The following is a 16,727-nucleotide window of genomic DNA, read 5'->3' as shown; positions in this document are numbered from 1 at the left end:
AAACCACAATATGTAGTTTAGTCCCTTGACTGCCCAATCTACATCTTGTATAATCTTGCTGAGTCGTCCAAGAGGCAAGCCCATAGGGCGCAGCGGATTGGGCAACGACTCGTATGCGAAAACGTCCCAAGAGTGCAAGCGCAAAGCGCGCAGCTAATTGGGTAACAGTTCGTATGCGAAAACGTCCCAAGAATGCAAGCGCAAAGCGCGCAGCATGATTGGCTGACGTTGACCGCTGCTGCAAAGAATGCGGAGGATTCCGCTCTTATATACTCCTTTGGCGAAGGCTCAGCGTTGTTTTTCTTGCGCTGTGATACATCGTCAACCACAATATATAGAGGAAGGGAAACTGCTAATGATCAAGAACATCCAGAAGCGTACGGGGCAGATCGTGCCGTTTGATGCCGAGAAGATCACCGACGCCATCCGCAAGGCGAATCTTGAGTCCATCGACGAGACATTTTCGCAGCATCAGCTTGAAAAGCTCACGAAGAGCGTCATCCACCGCATCGAAGGGGAGGAAACGCCTGCCGTCGAGTTCATTCAGGATGCTGTGGAAAAGGTCCTCATCAAGAACAATTTCGCCTCGACGGCGAAAGCGTACATCCTCTATCGCGCGGAACATGCGAAGATCCGTGACGCCGAGGGCGACCTCATGGACATCTACAATGAGCTGACCTTCAAGCGTGCCAAGGACGCCGACATCAAGCGCGAGAATGCGAACATCGACGCCGATACGGCGATGGGCACAATGCTCAAATATGGTTCGGAAGGATCGAAATACTTCATCGACCATCATATCCTGCCCAAGGACATCGCGGCGGCGCACATCGACGGCGACATCCATATCCACGACAAGGATTTCTACATGCTGACGGAAACGTGCTGCCAGATCGACCTCCTGAAGCTCTTCAAGGACGGCTTCTCGACGGGGCACGGTTACCTGCGCGAACCGAACGACATCCGCTCCTACGCGGCGCTCGGCTGCATCGCCATCCAGGCGAACCAAAACGAGATGCACGGCGGACAGGCGATCCCGAACTTCGACTATTCGATGGCGCCAGGCGTAAGGAAGACCTTCCGCAAGCTCTACTTCAAGGAGCTGGCGAACTTCTTCGCCATCACGCTCGGCATGAAGCAGGACGACGCGAACCTCTTAGCCAAGGAGATTCGCCGCTCGCTCTTGCCCTTGGGCATCACGATCGGCGGCGCGGACGTCTACAAGGCGGCGCTCATCGACTTTTTGCCCGCGCATCAGAAGGCGTGTGGCTACGAGGAAATTTCCGAAAAGCTCGCGGCGCGCGCGCATGACTACGCCTACGGGGCGGCGCTCGACGCGACGGACAATGCGACCTTCCAGGCGATGGAGGCTCTGATTCACAACCTCAACACGATGAACTCGCGCGCGGGCGCACAGGTGCCCTTCAGCTCGATCAACTACGGCACGGACACGTCGCCCGAAGGCCGCATGGTCATGAAGAACCTCCTGCTCGCGACGCAGGAGGGGCTCGGCAACGGCGAGACACCGATCTTCCCCGTGCAGATTTTCAAGGTCAAGGAGGGCGTGAACTACAACGAGGGCGAGCCGAACTACGACCTCTTCCGCCTCGCGATGGAGACGTCGGCGAAGCGCCTGTTTCCGAATTTCAGCTTCCTCGACGCGCCGTTCAACCTCCAGTATTACAAGCCCGGCGACTACAACACGGAGGTCGCCTACATGGGCTGCCGCACGCGCGTCATGGGCAACGTGCACGACCCCGAGCGCGAGGTCACATGCGGCCGCGGCAACCTCTCGTTCACGAGCATCAACCTGCCGCGCCTCGCGCTGCTCGCCAAGGGCGACTTGGATGTCTTCTACAGCGAGCTGGACAGCCTCACGGAGCTTGTCATCCGCCAGCTTCTGCATCGCTTCAAGATCCAGTGCGCGAAAAAGGGCAGGAATTATCCGTTCCTCATGGGACAGCGCGTGTGGATCGACTCGGAGAAGATCGGTCCCGACGATGAGATCGCCGAGGTCTTGAAACACGGCACGCTCTCGATGGGCTTCATCGGTCTCGCCGAATGCCTGAAAGCGCTCATCGGCAAGCATCATGGCGAGTCGGAGGAAGCGCAGGCTCTGGGTCTTGCCATCGTCGGGCACATGCGCCGCCGCATGGACGAGGAGGCGAAGCGCACGGGGCTGAACTTCACGCTGCTTGCAACGCCTGCCGAAGGATTATCGGGCCGCTTCGTGCGCCTCGACCGCAAGAAGTTCGGTGAAATCGAGGGCGTCACGGATCGCGACTACTATACGAACAGCTTCCACGTGCCCGTCTACTGCCCGATCGAGGCGGCGAAAAAGATCCGCCTCGAAGCGCCGTACCATGCGCTGACGAATGCCGGACACATCAGCTACATCGAGATGGACGGCGATCCGTCGAAGAATCTCCAGGCCTTCGAGGCGATCGTGCGTTACATGCACGATGCGGGCATCGGCTACGGCTCGGTCAACCATCCCGTCGACCGCGACCCCGTCTGCGGCTACAATGGTATCATCGACAACATCTGCCCGCGCTGCGGCAGAAAGGAGAACGGCCGCCCCTTCGAGCGCATCCGCCGCATCACGGGGTATCTCGTCGGCACGATCGACCGTTGGAACAACGCGAAGCGTGCCGAAGAGCATGACCGGGTCAAGCATGGCATCGGTTAAGCTCGCAGGAACGGTATCGGATTCCATCGTTGACGGGGCGGGAATCCGCTACACGATCTTCACGCAGGGCTGCCCGCACCATTGCCCAGGCTGCCAGAATCCCAAGACGCACGACTTCTCTGGCGGCTTGGAGATGGATACGAAGACGATCCTCAAGGACGTGCTCGGCAATCCCCTGCTGACGGGCGTGACGCTCTCGGGCGGCGAACCATTCTGCCAGGCCGCGCCGCTCGCTTCCCTCGCGCATGAGGTGCACGCGCACGGCATGGACGTCTGGGCGTATACGGGCTATACGCTCGAAGACCTGCAGCAAAAGAAGGCGTGCGAGGTGGACGCACTGCTTGATGAGGTCGACGTCCTCGTGGACGGCGCATACGAAGAGTCGGAGCGCGATCTCACGCTCGCCTTTCGCGGCAGCCGCAATCAGCGCGTGATCGACATGAAGAAGACGCGCGAAACAGGGGAGATTATCCTCTGGCAGGACGCATAAATGGTATCAGGGAATAAAAGAGAGAGCCTTGCGGCTCTCTTTTTTATTCCCTGATACCAAACGGCTTTCCTCCGTGCGCGAAATTTAGGAAGCACTGATAAAATGAGGTCGCCCAGATTTGCACAGATGCGCTGTATCTATCGAGGAGACAAACCACAGGCGTAGCGGTGCTACGTCGAGGATTTGTCGACGACGAGAGGACAGCGCAGATGTGCGAAGATGGGTGGCTGAATTTATCAGGGATTCCTTTATTTCCTCTCGGCGATATAGAGGACGCCGTCGGGCTGCTCCCAGGTACCGAATGGTTCGCCCGGCCGAAGGGGCAGCGCCTTTCCCTTGGGCAGAAGCTCTCCTTCGGGCGTGCGCAGGGAGGAGAGGCCGCTGTTCACGAGATGCCATGCGCCGTTTTGGCGCGTGATGTAGGCTTTGACCTCGCGATCATGCGCCTTCTCATCGGGGAAGACGTTTTCCGTGAAGTGCCAAGAGAAGAGCGGCAGGCCGTCGTAGACATTGACAAGTCCCGCTTTCAGCCATTGGCCGGTCTTACCGCGCACGCGCCGCAGACGCTTGAGGTGCAGCACGCGGCGCTCGGGCACGGCGGTGCCGCAGAAGGGGCAGCGCGGTGCAGCGGTATCATGCAAGATGAAGAATTTCTCGGGGCAGTGCGGATTCGCGCACGGCTGCAGGAGATCCCACGTCTTGACGAGCGCCTTTTCCCACTCGAATGCCGTGGGACGCGCCTCCGGCTCGTGCAGGCCGTCGACAAAGGCGCGCAGGAAGAGCTTTTCGAGGTATGGCCCGAGATCATGAATTGTGACCTTGAGATCGTCCGGGCGGTTGGAATGATCGGTCGGATGCTCGGCGAAGAGCGCCTTTTCCCCGTAGATCAGGAAGTCGGCTTCCTCGGCGGGCAGGTTGTAGTTCTTCGGCCCTTCGAGCGGATGACGCTTGAGCAGGTATTGATAGAGAAGCACGGGCAGCGCGAAGAGGTCGGTCAGAAGGCTTGGAATGACGCGGCGCGCATCGCCCGGCGGAAGATCCATCGAGGCGAGCACCTCGGGCGCGATGTAGCCCTTCGTGCCCGCAACCTCGGGCGGGTACAGGCCGGGCACGACGAGCGAGTCGATGTCGATGACGACGCAGCTGCCGCTCTTGGGATCGACGAGGACGTTGTTGCACGATAGGTCGGAATGCGCGAGTCCCGCCTGGTGCATGCGGCGCACGGCGCGTGCGAGTGCGATGGAGAGGCGCAGCATCATCTGGAAGTTGCCAAGCTCCGCCTTTTCTAGATACTTGCGCACGCGGTTCGTGAACCAGCTGCCCTTTTTGTCCTTGCCCGCGAGGTCGAGCTGCCGCGAGGCGTCGCGCCCGAAGAAGAAGTTCTTCGGATAGGCGGGGCAGACGATGCCGAACTCGGGCTTCGTGACGATCGCCGTCGGCCAGCAGAAGAGATCGGCAAAGTAGGTCGCCGCCTCTACTGTATTGCCGCGTGCGCCGCCCTTTGTCTCGGCAAGCGTCGGGTTGTAGCGCCCGATGATCGCCGTCAGCCGATCGACGAGCGCTTCGTCGACTGCGTCTGGATCGAGGAAGAACTGCACGACGTAGGATTTGTCGGGCGCGAAGTAGGTGTATTTCATGCCGCCCTGCGGCGGGTTTTCCGTGATGACGTAGGGAATCTTCCTGCCGTCCGCGAGGACGGCTTCCGCGAGCCTCGGCCTAGACATGCGGAGGCTCCTTCCATGCGAGCAGCGCGAGCGTGCGGTCGTCGAAGGAGGCGCGCGTCACATAGTTATCGAGCCAGATCTTCAGCCGCTCAGCGTGCGAGGCGACGCCCTTGAGGCTCGTATCCTCGGCAGCGAGTGCGAGCACATGCGCGTTCTGCCACAAGCATTCTTCCGTCGTGGGGATTTTGCGGCACATGTGGCTCGCATACTGCAGCGCGATATGCTGCTCCTTGTCGTTGACCCACGGGAAGGTGGTGGGCTGCGGCAGGCTGCGCAGAAACTCAACCTCGGCGCGCGTGAACGTGGCCGTTCCCTGCGCACCCGGCACGATACCGTTCGCCACTAGGTCGAGATAGAGGCGGTGCATCTCCTGCTCGTTGAAGTAGTCGTCCGCCACACCGTCCGTCATCGTGAGGATGAGATCGTAAGCGCCTCGCGTGACGAGCGTGCGCCTCTGCAGGCTGGCGATGTCCGCCATGGCCTCGCTCGTCAGAAAATCCGTCTCGCCCGAGAAGTCGCCGCTGTCGGGCTTGCCGAGGAGCTTGACTGCCTTGCCGTAAGGCGCATGCGTGTCGATGGCACAGGTTATGCCGTCGCCGACTTGACATGAGAGCACGAGGACTTCTCCTAGCTCGGGGACGGGCACGGCGACGGTCACGAGAAGCGTCGCCGCGAAGTCGGAGAGAGCGAGGTCGCGCCCGAGATGCTTCGTATACGCCTCTTGGCCGCATCGCTCATGGAAAGCCGCGAGGACGGCGCGTCGAGCATCGAGCACTCCCGTGTGAAGTGCCGCGCCAAGCCTGGCGCATGCCTCGCCGAACGCCGCATCGCTCATGGGAAGCGCGAAGGCGGCGCGATTTTTGGCGCTCGCCGCATCGAGGGTGCGCAGCTGCTCGTAGATCGAGCCGACGGCGGCCTCGCTCGCCGCACGCGCACCGACGCGCGAGAAGCGCTTCGAGCCTGCACCGTCGGAAACGGCAAGAACGGCGATGTCGCCGACGGCAGCTACAGCGAACCAATCGTCGCAGTTCGTCGCTTCATGCTTGTGCTTCTTGCCGCGCACACGTGCCGCGATGAAGTCTGCCATGCCGATTCTCTTCTCCTCAGTCTTGTACTCGGGCGCGGCATCCGGCTCATCCTGCGGTACGGGATGATACTGCCAGAGCGATGCCGTATGTGCGAGAACCGCCTCATCGCTCAGGGCGAGAGAAGCATCGTCCGCTGCTGCATCTGCATCGACTTCTGCATCCGCAGGGGCGGCTGCAGCGCTCGATGCGGGCGGCTCGCTCGTTGGCTTGGACGGCGCATCGCCCGATGCAGGCGGCTCGCTGTCCGGCGCGAATGGTATGGCGATCCATTCGGACGGCTGCTTCGGCAATTCTGCCTGTTCGGCGATTGGTTCGGGCGTCGTGCTCATTGGTTCGGGCAGCACATCGCTCGATGCAGGCGGCTCATTCATTGGTTCGGGCAGCGCATCGCTCGATGCAGGCGGCTCGCCTGTTGGCTCAGGCGTAGTCGGCTTCTCCATCGGTTCGGGTGTAGTCGGCTCCTTCATCGGTTCGGGCGGAGTCGCGCTCGCCTCAAGCAGTTCCTCCCTTGGCTCGGGCGGCGCGGCAGCCGCACACTTTTCAAGGTGAATCTTTCCCAGTTCCACTTCAGCCGATGTTTCGTTTTCCGTCAAGACACATCACCCCTTTCCTCTTCATGACCGCTCTTCTCTGCCCATCAGGGGACGACCGTGAATCCCTTCGGCGGCGGCGGCAGCTCGATGGCCGCGCCGGGCTTCGCGTCGAGGCTCTTCGACGACATCTTGATCGAGCCGGAAACCCATGCGAAGAACTTCGCCATATCGCCAGCCGACAGGCTGTTCATCATCAGCACGTTGTCCGTGAGCTGCTTCAAATAGCTCGTATCGGCATCGGCGCCCGCCGCGCACGCGATGATATTACCGAGCTTCAGAGATTTGATTTCAGCCGCCGCCTGCCTAAAGTCCTCCAGATCGGTCGGACTGCCGTCCGTCAACAGGAAGACGAGCGGCCGCCAGTCGCCCTTCTGCGTCTCGGTGTTCTTGCGCACCTCCGTGCGCACGCACTCGGCGAGGAGCTTCAGAGCGCCGCCCATGAGCGTGCAGCCCTCGGCCTCAAGGCGCGGCTCCTTGAAGAGCATGAGCTCCGTGAGCTTCGTCGTCTGCCGCACCTGGCTCGCGAACGTGATGACCGAAAGATACGCTGTCTCAAGCGCCTGCGGGTCGCCGCGAAGCTCCGACAAGAGCGCCTTGATCCCCTGGCGCACGGCCTCGATCGGCTCGCCCATCATCGATCCCGAGCAATCCAAAAGCAAATACACCGGCAGTCTGCGTCCAACATCCGCCATGAAAAGCACCTCCTAGAATCCTTCCGCACGCAAAAAGCGGCGGAAACCATAGTCCGAGGCAGTACGCCTCGAAGCCCTTATCGTATACACTTTATTCTAACCACGAAAGCGCAGGAGGTCAAGCGGACGGCGTCGAGCGATTTTCGCGAAGAAAGAAGAGCGCCCGGCAGATGCGGGGCGCTCTTTCAAGAAGTGGACATTCGGATTGTTTGTCTTTGGCAGACTAGCGGCGGATAAAATGTAGGAAGATCTTGCCGCATCAAGGTGTCTGTCCATGCAGATTGTCCGGATATTCGACACCGCGTGTTTTTTTGTAGACGATCTTGAACATGTAGTAGGGATAGGCATGGTAATCGTCGATGTATCCCGTATAGCCGTGGCTCTGTATGTAGCGAGAGATCTCATCGTAATCGAACGCGGGCATGGAAAGCCATCGCCCTTGAGCGGAGTAGAACTGAGGATTTGAGCCGCCGTCTTTCGATTGGCGGTATTGCCGAATTCTATACTCACGGAAAGAGCCGTCGGCATCGCGATAATAAGCGACATAGCCCGTTGCATACGTGTAGTAATCCGGATCTTCGGCACTGAAGGTGCATGAGCTGAGATCCACATATTCACGATAGTTGGCGTGATAATACGAAACAGGATAGTTGGGATCGTCGTCAAGATACTGCAGGGAAGCAGATGCCGCGTGCGGCTGGACGAGGAAGAAGAGCGCAAAAGCCGCTGCAGTGAGGAATGTGTGGAAAAATCGTTTCATGATGGATGCCTCCTTGGTTTAAGGTTGTCGTTTGGCCTATGTGATTATCATTTCGCGCTGGATGTTTGGTTTCCTGCTGCTTCAATATATATGTTATAATAGGAGGCATCAAAAATGACAACGGGAAAGAGTTGTACGGCAGCGAGCAGAGTCGCAGCGGATATCGTTTTCAGTAAAGCTATGGACGATTCATCAGCCAGAAGATCTATCGTTTCCCGTTGAAAAATATTTCGTGGCTGGATGCAATATTCTACTTACTGTCGTATAGGAAAAGACATGTAATATGCAGCATTAAAGGGGTGATCAGCCATGGAAAGCAAAATCGCAGAACTCATTCACTTGAAAACGCAGCCCGTAGCCGTGCTTCATGCGGATACGGCGCCTGAGGATGCTGTGCAGTTCAAGGAAGGCACATGGGGCTGCTCGGTTGCCTTGCTTGTTGCGGCAAGCAAGGGAAGGACGGCCGCGTTCGCCGAAAAGACGACCGTCTGTCTTGGCGCGAAAACTGGGCTGGGCTTTCAGAATTACCCGCACGGTTGGATCGAATACTTCCTCTCGACGGGCGGCGAACAGATCGGCAGAGAAGGCGAGTTCTACAAGAAAACACCGGAGCTGGCGCGGGACTTTATCGAGAATATTAAGCGTCATGACGGCAAGCCCTATGTCGTCTGCAAGCCCCTGTGCGATGTCCTGCCCGATGAACGCCCGCTCGCGGTGATCTTCTTCGTGAATGCCGATCAGCTCTCAGCTCTTGCCACGCTCGCAAACTACGATAAGAGGACGCAGGACAACGTCAAACTGCTCTTCGGTGCGGGCTGTGCACAGGCGGTGCTCTATCCCGTGACAGAAGAGCAGGAGGGCGGCACAAATTGTTTCATCGGGCTGACCGATCCTTCGGCTAGGAAATGCATTCCGAAGGATGTGCTGTCCTTTGGCATACCGTACAGCCGCTTTCTGGAAATGGAACGCGAAGCGGAAGGAAGCTTTCTCACGAAAGAAACGTGGCAAAAGATTGCGGTGCGCCTCGACGGATGAAAATTTGCAAAGAGAGGAGTCGGATGATCCGTATGACGTCAGAAGAAAAACGCAAGGCGGAGATGGCGACGGTCAAGAAAATGCTCGAAATCTACTGCCGCGCGCATCATGGCAACAATTTGAGCCTTTGCGAAGAATGTGAAGCGCTGTTCGACTATGCCCGTGCGCGCGTCGAGCGCTGCCCGCACATGGAGACGAAGACGTTTTGCAGTGCGTGCCAGACGCACTGCTACGCGCCCAAGATGCGCGAAAAAATCCGCGAAGCCATGCGCTACAGCGGCCCGCGCATGCTGCTCCACGCGCCCGTCATGGCGCTTCGGCACATGTGGATCGAGTGGCGCGAGAAGCGGCGCTGAAGGTAGGCTTAGCAAAAGATTTTTTTACAGCGGATGTGCATTTTTTTGTACATCCGCTGTGTTATACTGTTTACAAAGGGAGGAGAAACGAGATTGAAGGATGTGCTTCTGCACATGTACAGGACTTACGGCCTCTGAAGAGACTCCCAAACAGCGGCTTGCTCCATTTGTTCCTTGACAACTTCATAGAGGAATCATCGGCAGGAAAAGTTTTGAAGCAAAGGAGTGAGAACGATGCTGTTTTATGAATTTCAGGTAAAATGCAATCTGACAAAAGCGATTCAGGCCGCTTCAAGCGAAGACTCCCGTGATCCGAACAAACATCTTTCCATCTTTAACTCGCACCGCAAGCGGGAACGTTGGCTCTCCGACCTGAATGATGCGCTCAGGGAAGTGTGCGCGGACGCAATGGTTCTGCTCTTCATCGACCGCATCCTTCCAAACGGCTTTCATATGTGCGCCGCCTTAAATCAGATGAAAGCGATGACCGCAGGGCAGTTCGGTAAGAAACTCGCTCCCCTGCTCGCCGAAACGTGCGATGTGCAGGAAATCGCCATCCACGGTCTGCGCGAGGTTACACGCGAACAGTTTGTGCATCGCTTCGAAGTCTGTGACAAAAAGAATTATATCAATATCTGCAATCCCTTCTATGAGATGAACCTCAACTATGCAGACAGTTCGGCTTTCCAACTGACAGAGGAAATCCTTCGGAGCAGGCCGCGCCTCTCACATGCACAGGCGAACCTTGAAGCGGAAAGTCTGCTGGCAGACAACAGCTTTTTGGCAGAACTGGCGCGAATCTATGCCGAAGAGAACGAGCGCAGGATGTTTTACGGACATCCCGTGCATTACCATATCGCAGCAGGAAATTCGGAGGCGGCGATGGCGATGACGCGCCTTCTCGCGCGTGCGCTCCACGCCAACAAGCGCCTTGTGGGGCAAAGAATCAACCGCATTCATAGCATTAAAGACACCTGTTTCGAGGAGGAGGATCTCGAACATCTTCTGCACCATGCGAAGGGAGGGGCCGTCGTCATTGAAATGTGTGGCTGCAGTGAAGAGGAAGAAAACTATGCAGGAAGCTATGAGCGCGTTGTCGAATATTTCGGAAAGATCATCCGCAAATATCAGCGCGACACGCTCTTCATCCTTGTGGAGTTCCATACGCAAACGAGAGCGTTGAAAAAACTTCTGGCCTACCTGCAGGAAGACATCTCTTTCGTACACATCGAAGAGGGCGCGGGCAACCGTGCGCAGGCAGCAGCGTATCTGCAAAAACTCGACACTCAGTCGTCGATGCCCCACTACAGCGTGCGCGAACTGGAGCTGGCGCTCGGCGAGCGGCATACCTTCCGCGCCTCCGACATTCACCAGATTCATGAGAAATTGTATCGGGACGCACTGAAGGCCAAGACCTACCGTGCGTATCAGGACATCGAGTTCTATAAAGAGACGACAGCCAAGAAATCGGAGCAGGATGCAAAGGCCGCGCTGCAGGAGATGGTCGGACTGAAAAGGCAGAAGGAGCTCGTGCGACAGATCGTCGCTTCGTTCGCCGTGCAGAAACGGCGCACCGAGCTCGACATGGACGCGCAGCGCCCCTCCATGCACATGTGCTTCACGGGCAACCCAGGCAGCGCAAAGACGACGGTCGCCCGCTTGCTCGCCGACATCCTGAGCAAGGAGAACCTCCTTGACACGGGACATTTCGTCGAGTGCGGACGCGCCGATCTCGTGGGCAGGTACGTCGGCTGGACGGCGGTGCAGGTCAAAGAAAAATTCCGCGCGGCGCGCGGCGGCATCCTCTTCATCGATGAAGCGTACGCGCTCGTGGACGACCGCTCCGGCAGCTATGGGGACGAGGCAATCAACACCATCGTGCAGGAGATGGAAAACCGCCGCGCGGATGTGATCGTCATCTTCGCCGGCTACCCGAAGAAGATGGAGGCATTCCTCGCCACCAACGAGGGGCTGCGCAGCCGCATCGCGTTTCATGTGGACTTTCCGGACTACACGCCGGCTGAGCTCGCAGAGATTCTGCGACTCATCGCACGGAAAAAGGGCTGCACGCTCACCGAAGAGATCGTCGCACACTGCCGCAAGCGTTTTGAGGCAGTGTGCAGGCAACCGGACTTCGGCAACGGACGCTTCGTACGAAATGTTTTCGAACAGGCGCTCATGCGTCAAGCGCAGCGACTCTGTACACTTCGCGAGGGTCAAACGCTCGCGAAGGAAGACTTGTGGCAGCTCACCATCGAGGACTTCGATGTTGCGGCTCTGCAGGCCGTTCCCTCCAGCCCTTCCCCTGTGGGATTTTCCGTTTCGTAAGAAAACATATTCTCTATGCCTAAAATCATGGCAGCAACCAAAAAGGAGGCAGCAAAAATGGCAGCAGGAAAGAGCAATACGGCAGCAGGCCGAGCCGTGGCGGGCAGTCACCTCTGGATGCAGCATCTTGTGGAAGCAGGACGCTTCCCCACTCTCGCACGCATGTTTGCAGCGCAGCTTGGCGAGGAGGTGGAGTGGATTGCTCCCCTCCCGCAAAATGACTTCAAGGAGTACAAACTGAATCAAGACGAGGCGATGGCGAAGCTCTTTCCCCATGCGGATAAGGCGTCTCTCTTCGACTTTTGGCCGTCGAACCAGCCGCAGTGGGACGGTATCGCCATCGGCAGGGACAGCGGTGCGCTCTACTTGGTGGAGGCAAAAGCCCATCGCAAGGAGGCTGAAGGGCAGAAGCTCGGAGCGACGGCTCAGGAAAGCATAGACAAGATCAAGGATACACTGCGCAAATGGCACGACGCGCACTTCCCGCAGGGGGATTTCTCCTTGTGGACGGACGGGCATTACCAGCTCGCGAACCGTTTGGTCTTCCTCTACGAGATGCGGACGCGCTGCGTGCCGCATCACTTCCCCGATGTGCGTCTCGTCCTGCTGAACATCGCCAGCGATCCGACGATGGAGGCACATCGAGCAGAATATCATGGCTATAAAACGACGCAGGAGCAGTGGAAGGATTATTACAGCGACGTCTTCCAAAAGCTGCTCGGCACGCCGCAGATTCCGCACGGAACTGTGCTGCTGCAGCTCGACGTGGAGCTTATGGCGCGTTATCAGAAGCTCAAAGACATGGTGACGAAACGCCGTCGGGAATTTGCCGCGCTGATGGACTTCATCGAGCAGCAGACAGCCTATCTCACAGCGCCCGCTTCCACGAGATACCACCTGTGCAAAGAATGCGGCCTCTTGGAACACAGCGTGAACGTCGCCGAAACGATGCTGAAGATGCGCGCGACCATCGCGCCCGAACTTTCCGAGGAGAGCTGCGTCATCGTCGCCCTCCTGCACGACCTCGGCAAGGCGGGATCGCCGGGGAAGCCGCAGTATCTGAAAAATGAGGAGGCGAGCGCACGCTTCCCCTATCGTTGGAACAGGGAGCTCATCTATCTGAGCGTTCCCGTCCGCAGTCTATCGCTCATCCTCCCGCACTTCCCTCTGACGGAGGAAGAGATCCAGGCGATCGTCTATCATGACGGACAGTATGTCCCCGAAAACCACGCGGTTGCTGCCCGTGAGGAGAAGCTGACTCTGCTCCTGCAATATGCGGATAATTGGAGCGGCTTCATGACGGAAAAAGCCTGAGAAAATCGCTCGCCTGCACCGCTGCTCAAAAGCCATCGACTCTCTGCAAGGCAGAAAGTCGATGGCTTTTTTGAGAAATATTTCGGATATGGATACAACATCCTGCTTGCTGTCGTTTGAGTGGCGCGAGAAGCGGCGCTGAAGGCAGTTTCTCGCGGTTTGCCGGATGTGGTATAATAAGGGCGAGAATTGAGATTGCAAAGGAGAGATACTATGAAAAAGATTATTATGTTGACGGCATTGATGGCGCTGACGCTTTTCGCGGGCGGCTGCGGCAGCGGGCAGGCAGCGCAGCCGCGCCAGGTGTCGGCGGCTGAGGCGCAGAAGATGATGGCGTCGGAGAAGGACTATATCATCGTCGATGTGCGGACGAAGGGCGAATATGCTACAGGACATATTCCGAAGGCGATCAACATCCCGAATGAGAGCATCGACAAGACTCCGCCTGCAGAGCTTAAGGACAAGAATCAGCTGATCTTCGTCTACTGCCGCAGCGGCAAGCGGAGCCATGATGCGGCGCAGAAGCTTGCTGCCATGGGCTATGGAAACATCGTCGATTTCGGCGGCATCATGGACTGGCCGGGCGAAGTGGTGACGGATTGATCGCTCGCGGCGAAAAGGCGAGATGCCGCGCGATTATGTGATTTGAGGAGAACTAAGATACGATGACGATATTGGAAGCTGCACGCCGCAAGGCGGAGCAGGGGGAGAGGCTGAGCCTTGCGGATGCCTTGGCGCTCTACGAGGAGAACGACCTTCTTTTTCTCGCGGATGCGGCGCGGCGTGCGAAGGAACGCGCGAGCAGCAGGAGCGTCTTTTTTAATGTGAACCGCCATATCAATCTGACGAATATCTGCACGTCGGGCTGTCCCTTGTGCGCCTTTCAAGTGGCGGAAGGCGAGAGTCATGGCTATGTGATGGAGGAGGCGGACGTCGCGCGCGTCCTCGTCGAGGCGAAAGAGGTCAAGCGGCTCGGCGAGATCCATATCGTCTCGGCGCTTCATCCGACGAAGCCTTTCGACTACTACATCAATGTCGTGCGCCAGGTCAAGGCGGCTCTGCCCGATGCCGACATCAAGGCGTTCACGCCCGTTGAGATCGTGCATTTTGCCGAGATGACGGGAAAAAGCGTCAAGGAGGTGCTCGCGCTTCTGCAGGAGGCGGGACTTTCTTCGCTTCCAGGCGGCGGCGCGGAGATTCTCGCGGATCGCGTGCGCGCGATCATCTGTCCAAAGAAGGCGACGGCCGCCCAGTGGATCGAGACGATGAAGGCCGCGCATTCTCTCGGCATACGCACGAACGCGACGATGCTCTACGGTCATGTGGAGACGATCGAGGAGCGTTTGCAGCACCTCATCACTCTGCGCGACATCCAGGACGAGACGGGCGGCTTCCAGGCGTTCGTTTCCTTCCCGTTTCATCCCGCGAATACGCAGCTTGCGAAGGACTATGCGCTGGAGCGCGTCGGCTCGTGGGAGGACATGAAGATGATGGCGCTCTCGCGCCTTATCCTCGACAATATCCGCCACATCAAGGCGTTTTGGATCATGCTGACGATGCCTGTGGCACAGCTCGCCCTGGGCTTCGGCGCGGACGACCTCGACGGCACGATTGGCGAGGAGAAGATCATACACGCGGCGGGCGCCAAGACGGGCACGGGCATCACGCGCGAAAGGCTCTGCCGCATCATCCGCGAGGCGGGCTACGAGCCTGTGGAGCGCGACACATTTTATCACGCGTTGGCAAGCGGAGAGGAGGAAGCGTAATGCGCCTGACGGAAAAGGAGGGCGAGGCTCTTCTCCTCGCACAAGATCCGATTGCGCTCGGCAGAGAGGCCGATGCTGTGCGGCGCACGCGCTACGGCAACCGCACGACGTTCATCGTCGATCGCAACATCAACTATACGAACATCTGCCGCAACGAGTGCAGCTTCTGCGCCTTCTACCGCCGTTTGGACGCGGCGGACGCCTACCTGCTTTCCTACGAGGAAATTCTCGAAAAGGCGCGTGAGACGGTCGAGGCGGGCGGCACGCAGCTGATGATCCAGGGCGGCTTGCATCCGGAGCTGGGTCTTGCCTATTACGAGGAAATGCTGCGCCGCTTGAAGCGCGAATTTCCCATGCTGACAATCCACTCCTTCACGGCGACGGAGATCCTCTACTTCGCAGAGAAGGCGGGGCTTTCCGTCGAGGAGACATTGAAGCGGCTACAGGCGGCGGGACTCGACAGCCTGCCGGGCGGCGGCGCGGAGATCCTCGTCGACCGCATCCGCAAGAGGATTGCGCCGAAGAAGATCATGACGGACGATTGGCTGCGCATCATGAAGACGGCGCACATGATCGGCATGGAGAGCACGGCGACGATGGTCATCGGCTTTGGCGAGACGATGGCTGACCGCATCGAGCACATGGAGAAGGTGCGCCGCCTGCAGGACGAGACGGGCGGCTTCCGCGCCTTCATCACATGGACGTTTCAGCCCGGCCACACGGAGCTTGGCGGCGAGAAGACAAGCTCGTGGGACTACCTGACGACGCTGGCTCTGACGCGCCTCTACCTCGACAACATCGCGCACATCCAAGGCTCGTGGGTCACGCAGGGCGAGCGCATCGGGCAGCTGACGCTGGGCTTCGGTGCGGACGACCTCGGCAGCATCATGCTCGAAGAAAACGTCGTCAAGGCGGCTGGCACGCGCTACGAGATGTCGATTCAGAAGATGGTGCGTCTGATTCAAGGCGCGGGCAGAGAAGCCGCGCAGCGCGATACGGAGTACCGCGTACTGAAAACCTTCAGCGAAAGGAGCGAATAAATGGCACAGCAAGAAATTCCCGCCGCATCGTTCGGCGTCGTCGGCGGCTCGGGCACGCTTTCGAGCGATTTTCCCGCGCGTCTTCCCGATGAGGATATAGAAATTCTCGCCGACAATCTCATCTTCGACACGCCCTACGGAAAAAGCCCTGCTTTTCGTCTGTTCTCGGTCGGCGAGGTGCGCGCTCTCTCGTGCCGCATGCACGGCTGGCGCTCGGGCGTGACGCGAGCCGACGCTTCGCGCCAGGTCTTCTGGGTCTTCCGCGAGGCTGGCGTCGTGCGCGTCCTCTCCGAGGGCGGCGTCGGCACGGCCAATCATTTGCTCGATCCGCGCGACTTCCTGATTCCCGACGATTATCTCGACCTCTCGAACCGCAAGGACGTCATGCTCGACGGCAGGTATCTGCTCATCATGCGCGACGCCCTCTGCCCCGAACTTCGCGCTTCGCTTCTGGCGGCGACGAAGAAGCGCTTTTCAGGGCGCATCTTCGACCGCGGCATTTACGCGTGCACGGACGGACGCCACTTCGAGAGTCCTGCCGAAGTCGCCATGCTCAACGGCCATGCCGACATCATCGGGCAGAGCATCTGCCCCGAGGTCTACCTCGCGCGGGAGATCGGCGCGTGCTACGCGGGGCTTTACTACGTCGTGAACTACGGCGAGGGCATCCGCCCCAAGTGGTCGTACGGCACGATGAAGGACATCTTCTACGACGACGCACCGATGATCGGCGAGGTGCTCGCAGAAACGATTCGGGAAACAGCGGCGAAGGAGCGCCATTGCGAGTGCCTCGCGCTTCGCAAGGAAACACTGTTGAAGGACGTTTACAACGAGGCGTCCGACAAAGGGTAG

At 58.7% G+C, this 16,727-nt stretch carries 14 protein-coding genes; 10 read left to right on the top strand and 4 right to left on the bottom strand.

All coding sequences use genetic code 11. The features are described 5' to 3' along the window. Positions 1 to 355 precede the first annotated feature (355 nt). Together OL236_RS11665 and nrdG are read left to right on the top strand one after the other, a co-directional pair. Positions 356 to 2,689: an anaerobic ribonucleoside triphosphate reductase gene (locus tag OL236_RS11665; RefSeq protein WP_265070746.1), complete on the top strand. Its 2,334-nt coding sequence runs from the start codon at positions 356 to 358 to the stop codon at positions 2,687 to 2,689. Beyond that, positions 2,676 to 3,179 (top strand): anaerobic ribonucleoside-triphosphate reductase activating protein, encoded by a 504-nt coding sequence (nrdG, locus tag OL236_RS11660; protein WP_265070745.1) that lies wholly within the window; start codon positions 2,676 to 2,678, stop codon positions 3,177 to 3,179. Before OL236_RS11665 ends, nrdG begins: the two co-directional genes overlap by 14 nt. Positions 3,180 to 3,427: 248 nt before the next feature. Here the strand turns inward: nrdG and OL236_RS11655 are convergent, their stop codons facing one another. The 4 genes from OL236_RS11655 to OL236_RS11640 all read right to left on the bottom strand — a co-directional run bounded on the left by OL236_RS11655 (position 3,428) and on the right by OL236_RS11640 (position 8,036). Beyond that, complete coding sequence (locus OL236_RS11655) at positions 3,428 to 4,903, bottom strand: serine/threonine protein kinase (protein WP_265070744.1); 1,476 nt, start codon at positions 4,901 to 4,903, stop codon at positions 3,428 to 3,430. Further along, positions 4,896 to 6,584, bottom strand: coding sequence for a PP2C family serine/threonine-protein phosphatase (locus OL236_RS11650; protein WP_265070743.1), 1,689 nt, complete (start codon positions 6,582 to 6,584; stop codon positions 4,896 to 4,898). The genes OL236_RS11655 and OL236_RS11650 overlap by 8 nt, the downstream gene beginning before the upstream one ends. A 44-nt stretch (positions 6,585 to 6,628) precedes the next feature. Next, positions 6,629 to 7,276, bottom strand: a complete 648-nt coding sequence (locus tag OL236_RS11645; RefSeq protein ID WP_009646919.1) for a vWA domain-containing protein — start codon at positions 7,274 to 7,276, stop codon at positions 6,629 to 6,631. A gap of 259 nt (positions 7,277 to 7,535) precedes the next feature. After that, the gene (locus tag OL236_RS11640; RefSeq protein ID WP_009646910.1) at positions 7,536 to 8,036 is read right to left on the bottom strand and encodes a hypothetical protein; all 501 of its coding nucleotides are present in this window, start codon (positions 8,034 to 8,036) and stop codon (positions 7,536 to 7,538) included. 309 nt (positions 8,037 to 8,345) lie between these two features. Here OL236_RS11640 and OL236_RS11635 point away from each other — a divergent pair, with 309 nt between their 5' ends. The 8 genes from OL236_RS11635 to OL236_RS11600 all read left to right on the top strand — a co-directional run bounded on the left by OL236_RS11635 (position 8,346) and on the right by OL236_RS11600 (position 16,727). Next, complete coding sequence (locus OL236_RS11635) at positions 8,346 to 9,071, top strand: DUF169 domain-containing protein (protein ID WP_265070742.1); 726 nt, start codon at positions 8,346 to 8,348, stop codon at positions 9,069 to 9,071. Between the two features lie 32 nt (positions 9,072 to 9,103). Further along, complete coding sequence (locus OL236_RS11630) at positions 9,104 to 9,427, top strand: nitrous oxide-stimulated promoter family protein (RefSeq protein WP_265070741.1); 324 nt, start codon at positions 9,104 to 9,106, stop codon at positions 9,425 to 9,427. Positions 9,428 to 9,661: 234 nt separating this feature from the next. Beyond that, positions 9,662 to 11,755, top strand: coding sequence for an AAA family ATPase (locus tag OL236_RS11625; protein ID WP_265070740.1), 2,094 nt, complete (start codon positions 9,662 to 9,664; stop codon positions 11,753 to 11,755). Positions 11,756 to 11,812: 57 nt separating this feature from the next. After that, a complete protein-coding gene (locus tag OL236_RS11620) occupies positions 11,813 to 13,069 on the top strand; it encodes an HD domain-containing protein (protein ID WP_265070739.1) in 1,257 nt (418 codons plus the stop codon). A 213-nt stretch (positions 13,070 to 13,282) separates the two neighbouring features. Further along, positions 13,283 to 13,672, top strand: coding sequence for a rhodanese-like domain-containing protein (locus OL236_RS11615; RefSeq protein WP_009646917.1), 390 nt, complete (start codon positions 13,283 to 13,285; stop codon positions 13,670 to 13,672). A 62-nt stretch (positions 13,673 to 13,734) separates the two neighbouring features. Then, positions 13,735 to 14,835 (top strand): aminofutalosine synthase MqnE, encoded by a 1,101-nt coding sequence (mqnE, locus tag OL236_RS11610; RefSeq protein ID WP_265070738.1) that lies wholly within the window; start codon positions 13,735 to 13,737, stop codon positions 14,833 to 14,835. Further along, complete coding sequence (gene mqnC / locus OL236_RS11605) at positions 14,835 to 15,875, top strand: cyclic dehypoxanthinyl futalosine synthase (RefSeq protein ID WP_265070737.1); 1,041 nt, start codon at positions 14,835 to 14,837, stop codon at positions 15,873 to 15,875. The genes mqnE and mqnC overlap by 1 nt, the downstream gene beginning before the upstream one ends. Further along, entirely contained in the window at positions 15,876 to 16,727 is an 852-nt protein-coding gene (locus OL236_RS11600) for an MTAP family purine nucleoside phosphorylase (RefSeq protein WP_265070736.1), read from the top strand.

The organism is Selenomonas sputigena (assembly GCF_026015965.1).
In the GTDB taxonomy this organism is placed as follows: Bacteria; Bacillota; Negativicutes; order Selenomonadales; family Selenomonadaceae; genus Selenomonas.
The sequence above is the reverse complement of the archived record's forward strand: the minus strand, read 5'-3'. Positions and strand labels throughout refer to the sequence as shown.

Bases quoted from the DNA above. Each gene is read 5' to 3' on its own strand.
- OL236_RS11600 (WP_265070736.1), top strand. From the start codon at position 15,876: ATGGCACAGCAAGAAATTCCCGCCGCATCGTTCGGCGTCGTCGGCGGC.
- mqnE (WP_265070738.1), top strand. From the start codon at position 13,735: ATGACGATATTGGAAGCTGCACGCCGCAAGGCGGAGCAGGGGGAGAGG.
- OL236_RS11655 (WP_265070744.1), bottom strand. From the start codon at position 4,903: ATGTCTAGGCCGAGGCTCGCGGAAGCCGTCCTCGCGGACGGCAGGAAG.
- nrdG (WP_265070745.1), top strand. From the start codon at position 2,676: ATGGCATCGGTTAAGCTCGCAGGAACGGTATCGGATTCCATCGTTGAC.
- mqnC (WP_265070737.1), top strand. From the start codon at position 14,835: ATGCGCCTGACGGAAAAGGAGGGCGAGGCTCTTCTCCTCGCACAAGAT.
- OL236_RS11625 (WP_265070740.1), top strand. From the start codon at position 9,662: ATGCTGTTTTATGAATTTCAGGTAAAATGCAATCTGACAAAAGCGATT.
- OL236_RS11645 (WP_009646919.1), bottom strand. From the start codon at position 7,276: ATGGCGGATGTTGGACGCAGACTGCCGGTGTATTTGCTTTTGGATTGC.
- OL236_RS11615 (WP_009646917.1), top strand. From the start codon at position 13,283: ATGAAAAAGATTATTATGTTGACGGCATTGATGGCGCTGACGCTTTTC.
- OL236_RS11630 (WP_265070741.1), top strand. From the start codon at position 9,104: ATGACGTCAGAAGAAAAACGCAAGGCGGAGATGGCGACGGTCAAGAAA.
- OL236_RS11665 (WP_265070746.1), top strand. From the start codon at position 356: ATGATCAAGAACATCCAGAAGCGTACGGGGCAGATCGTGCCGTTTGAT.
- OL236_RS11640 (WP_009646910.1), bottom strand. From the start codon at position 8,036: ATGAAACGATTTTTCCACACATTCCTCACTGCAGCGGCTTTTGCGCTC.
- OL236_RS11620 (WP_265070739.1), top strand. From the start codon at position 11,813: ATGGCAGCAGGAAAGAGCAATACGGCAGCAGGCCGAGCCGTGGCGGGC.
- OL236_RS11635 (WP_265070742.1), top strand. From the start codon at position 8,346: ATGGAAAGCAAAATCGCAGAACTCATTCACTTGAAAACGCAGCCCGTA.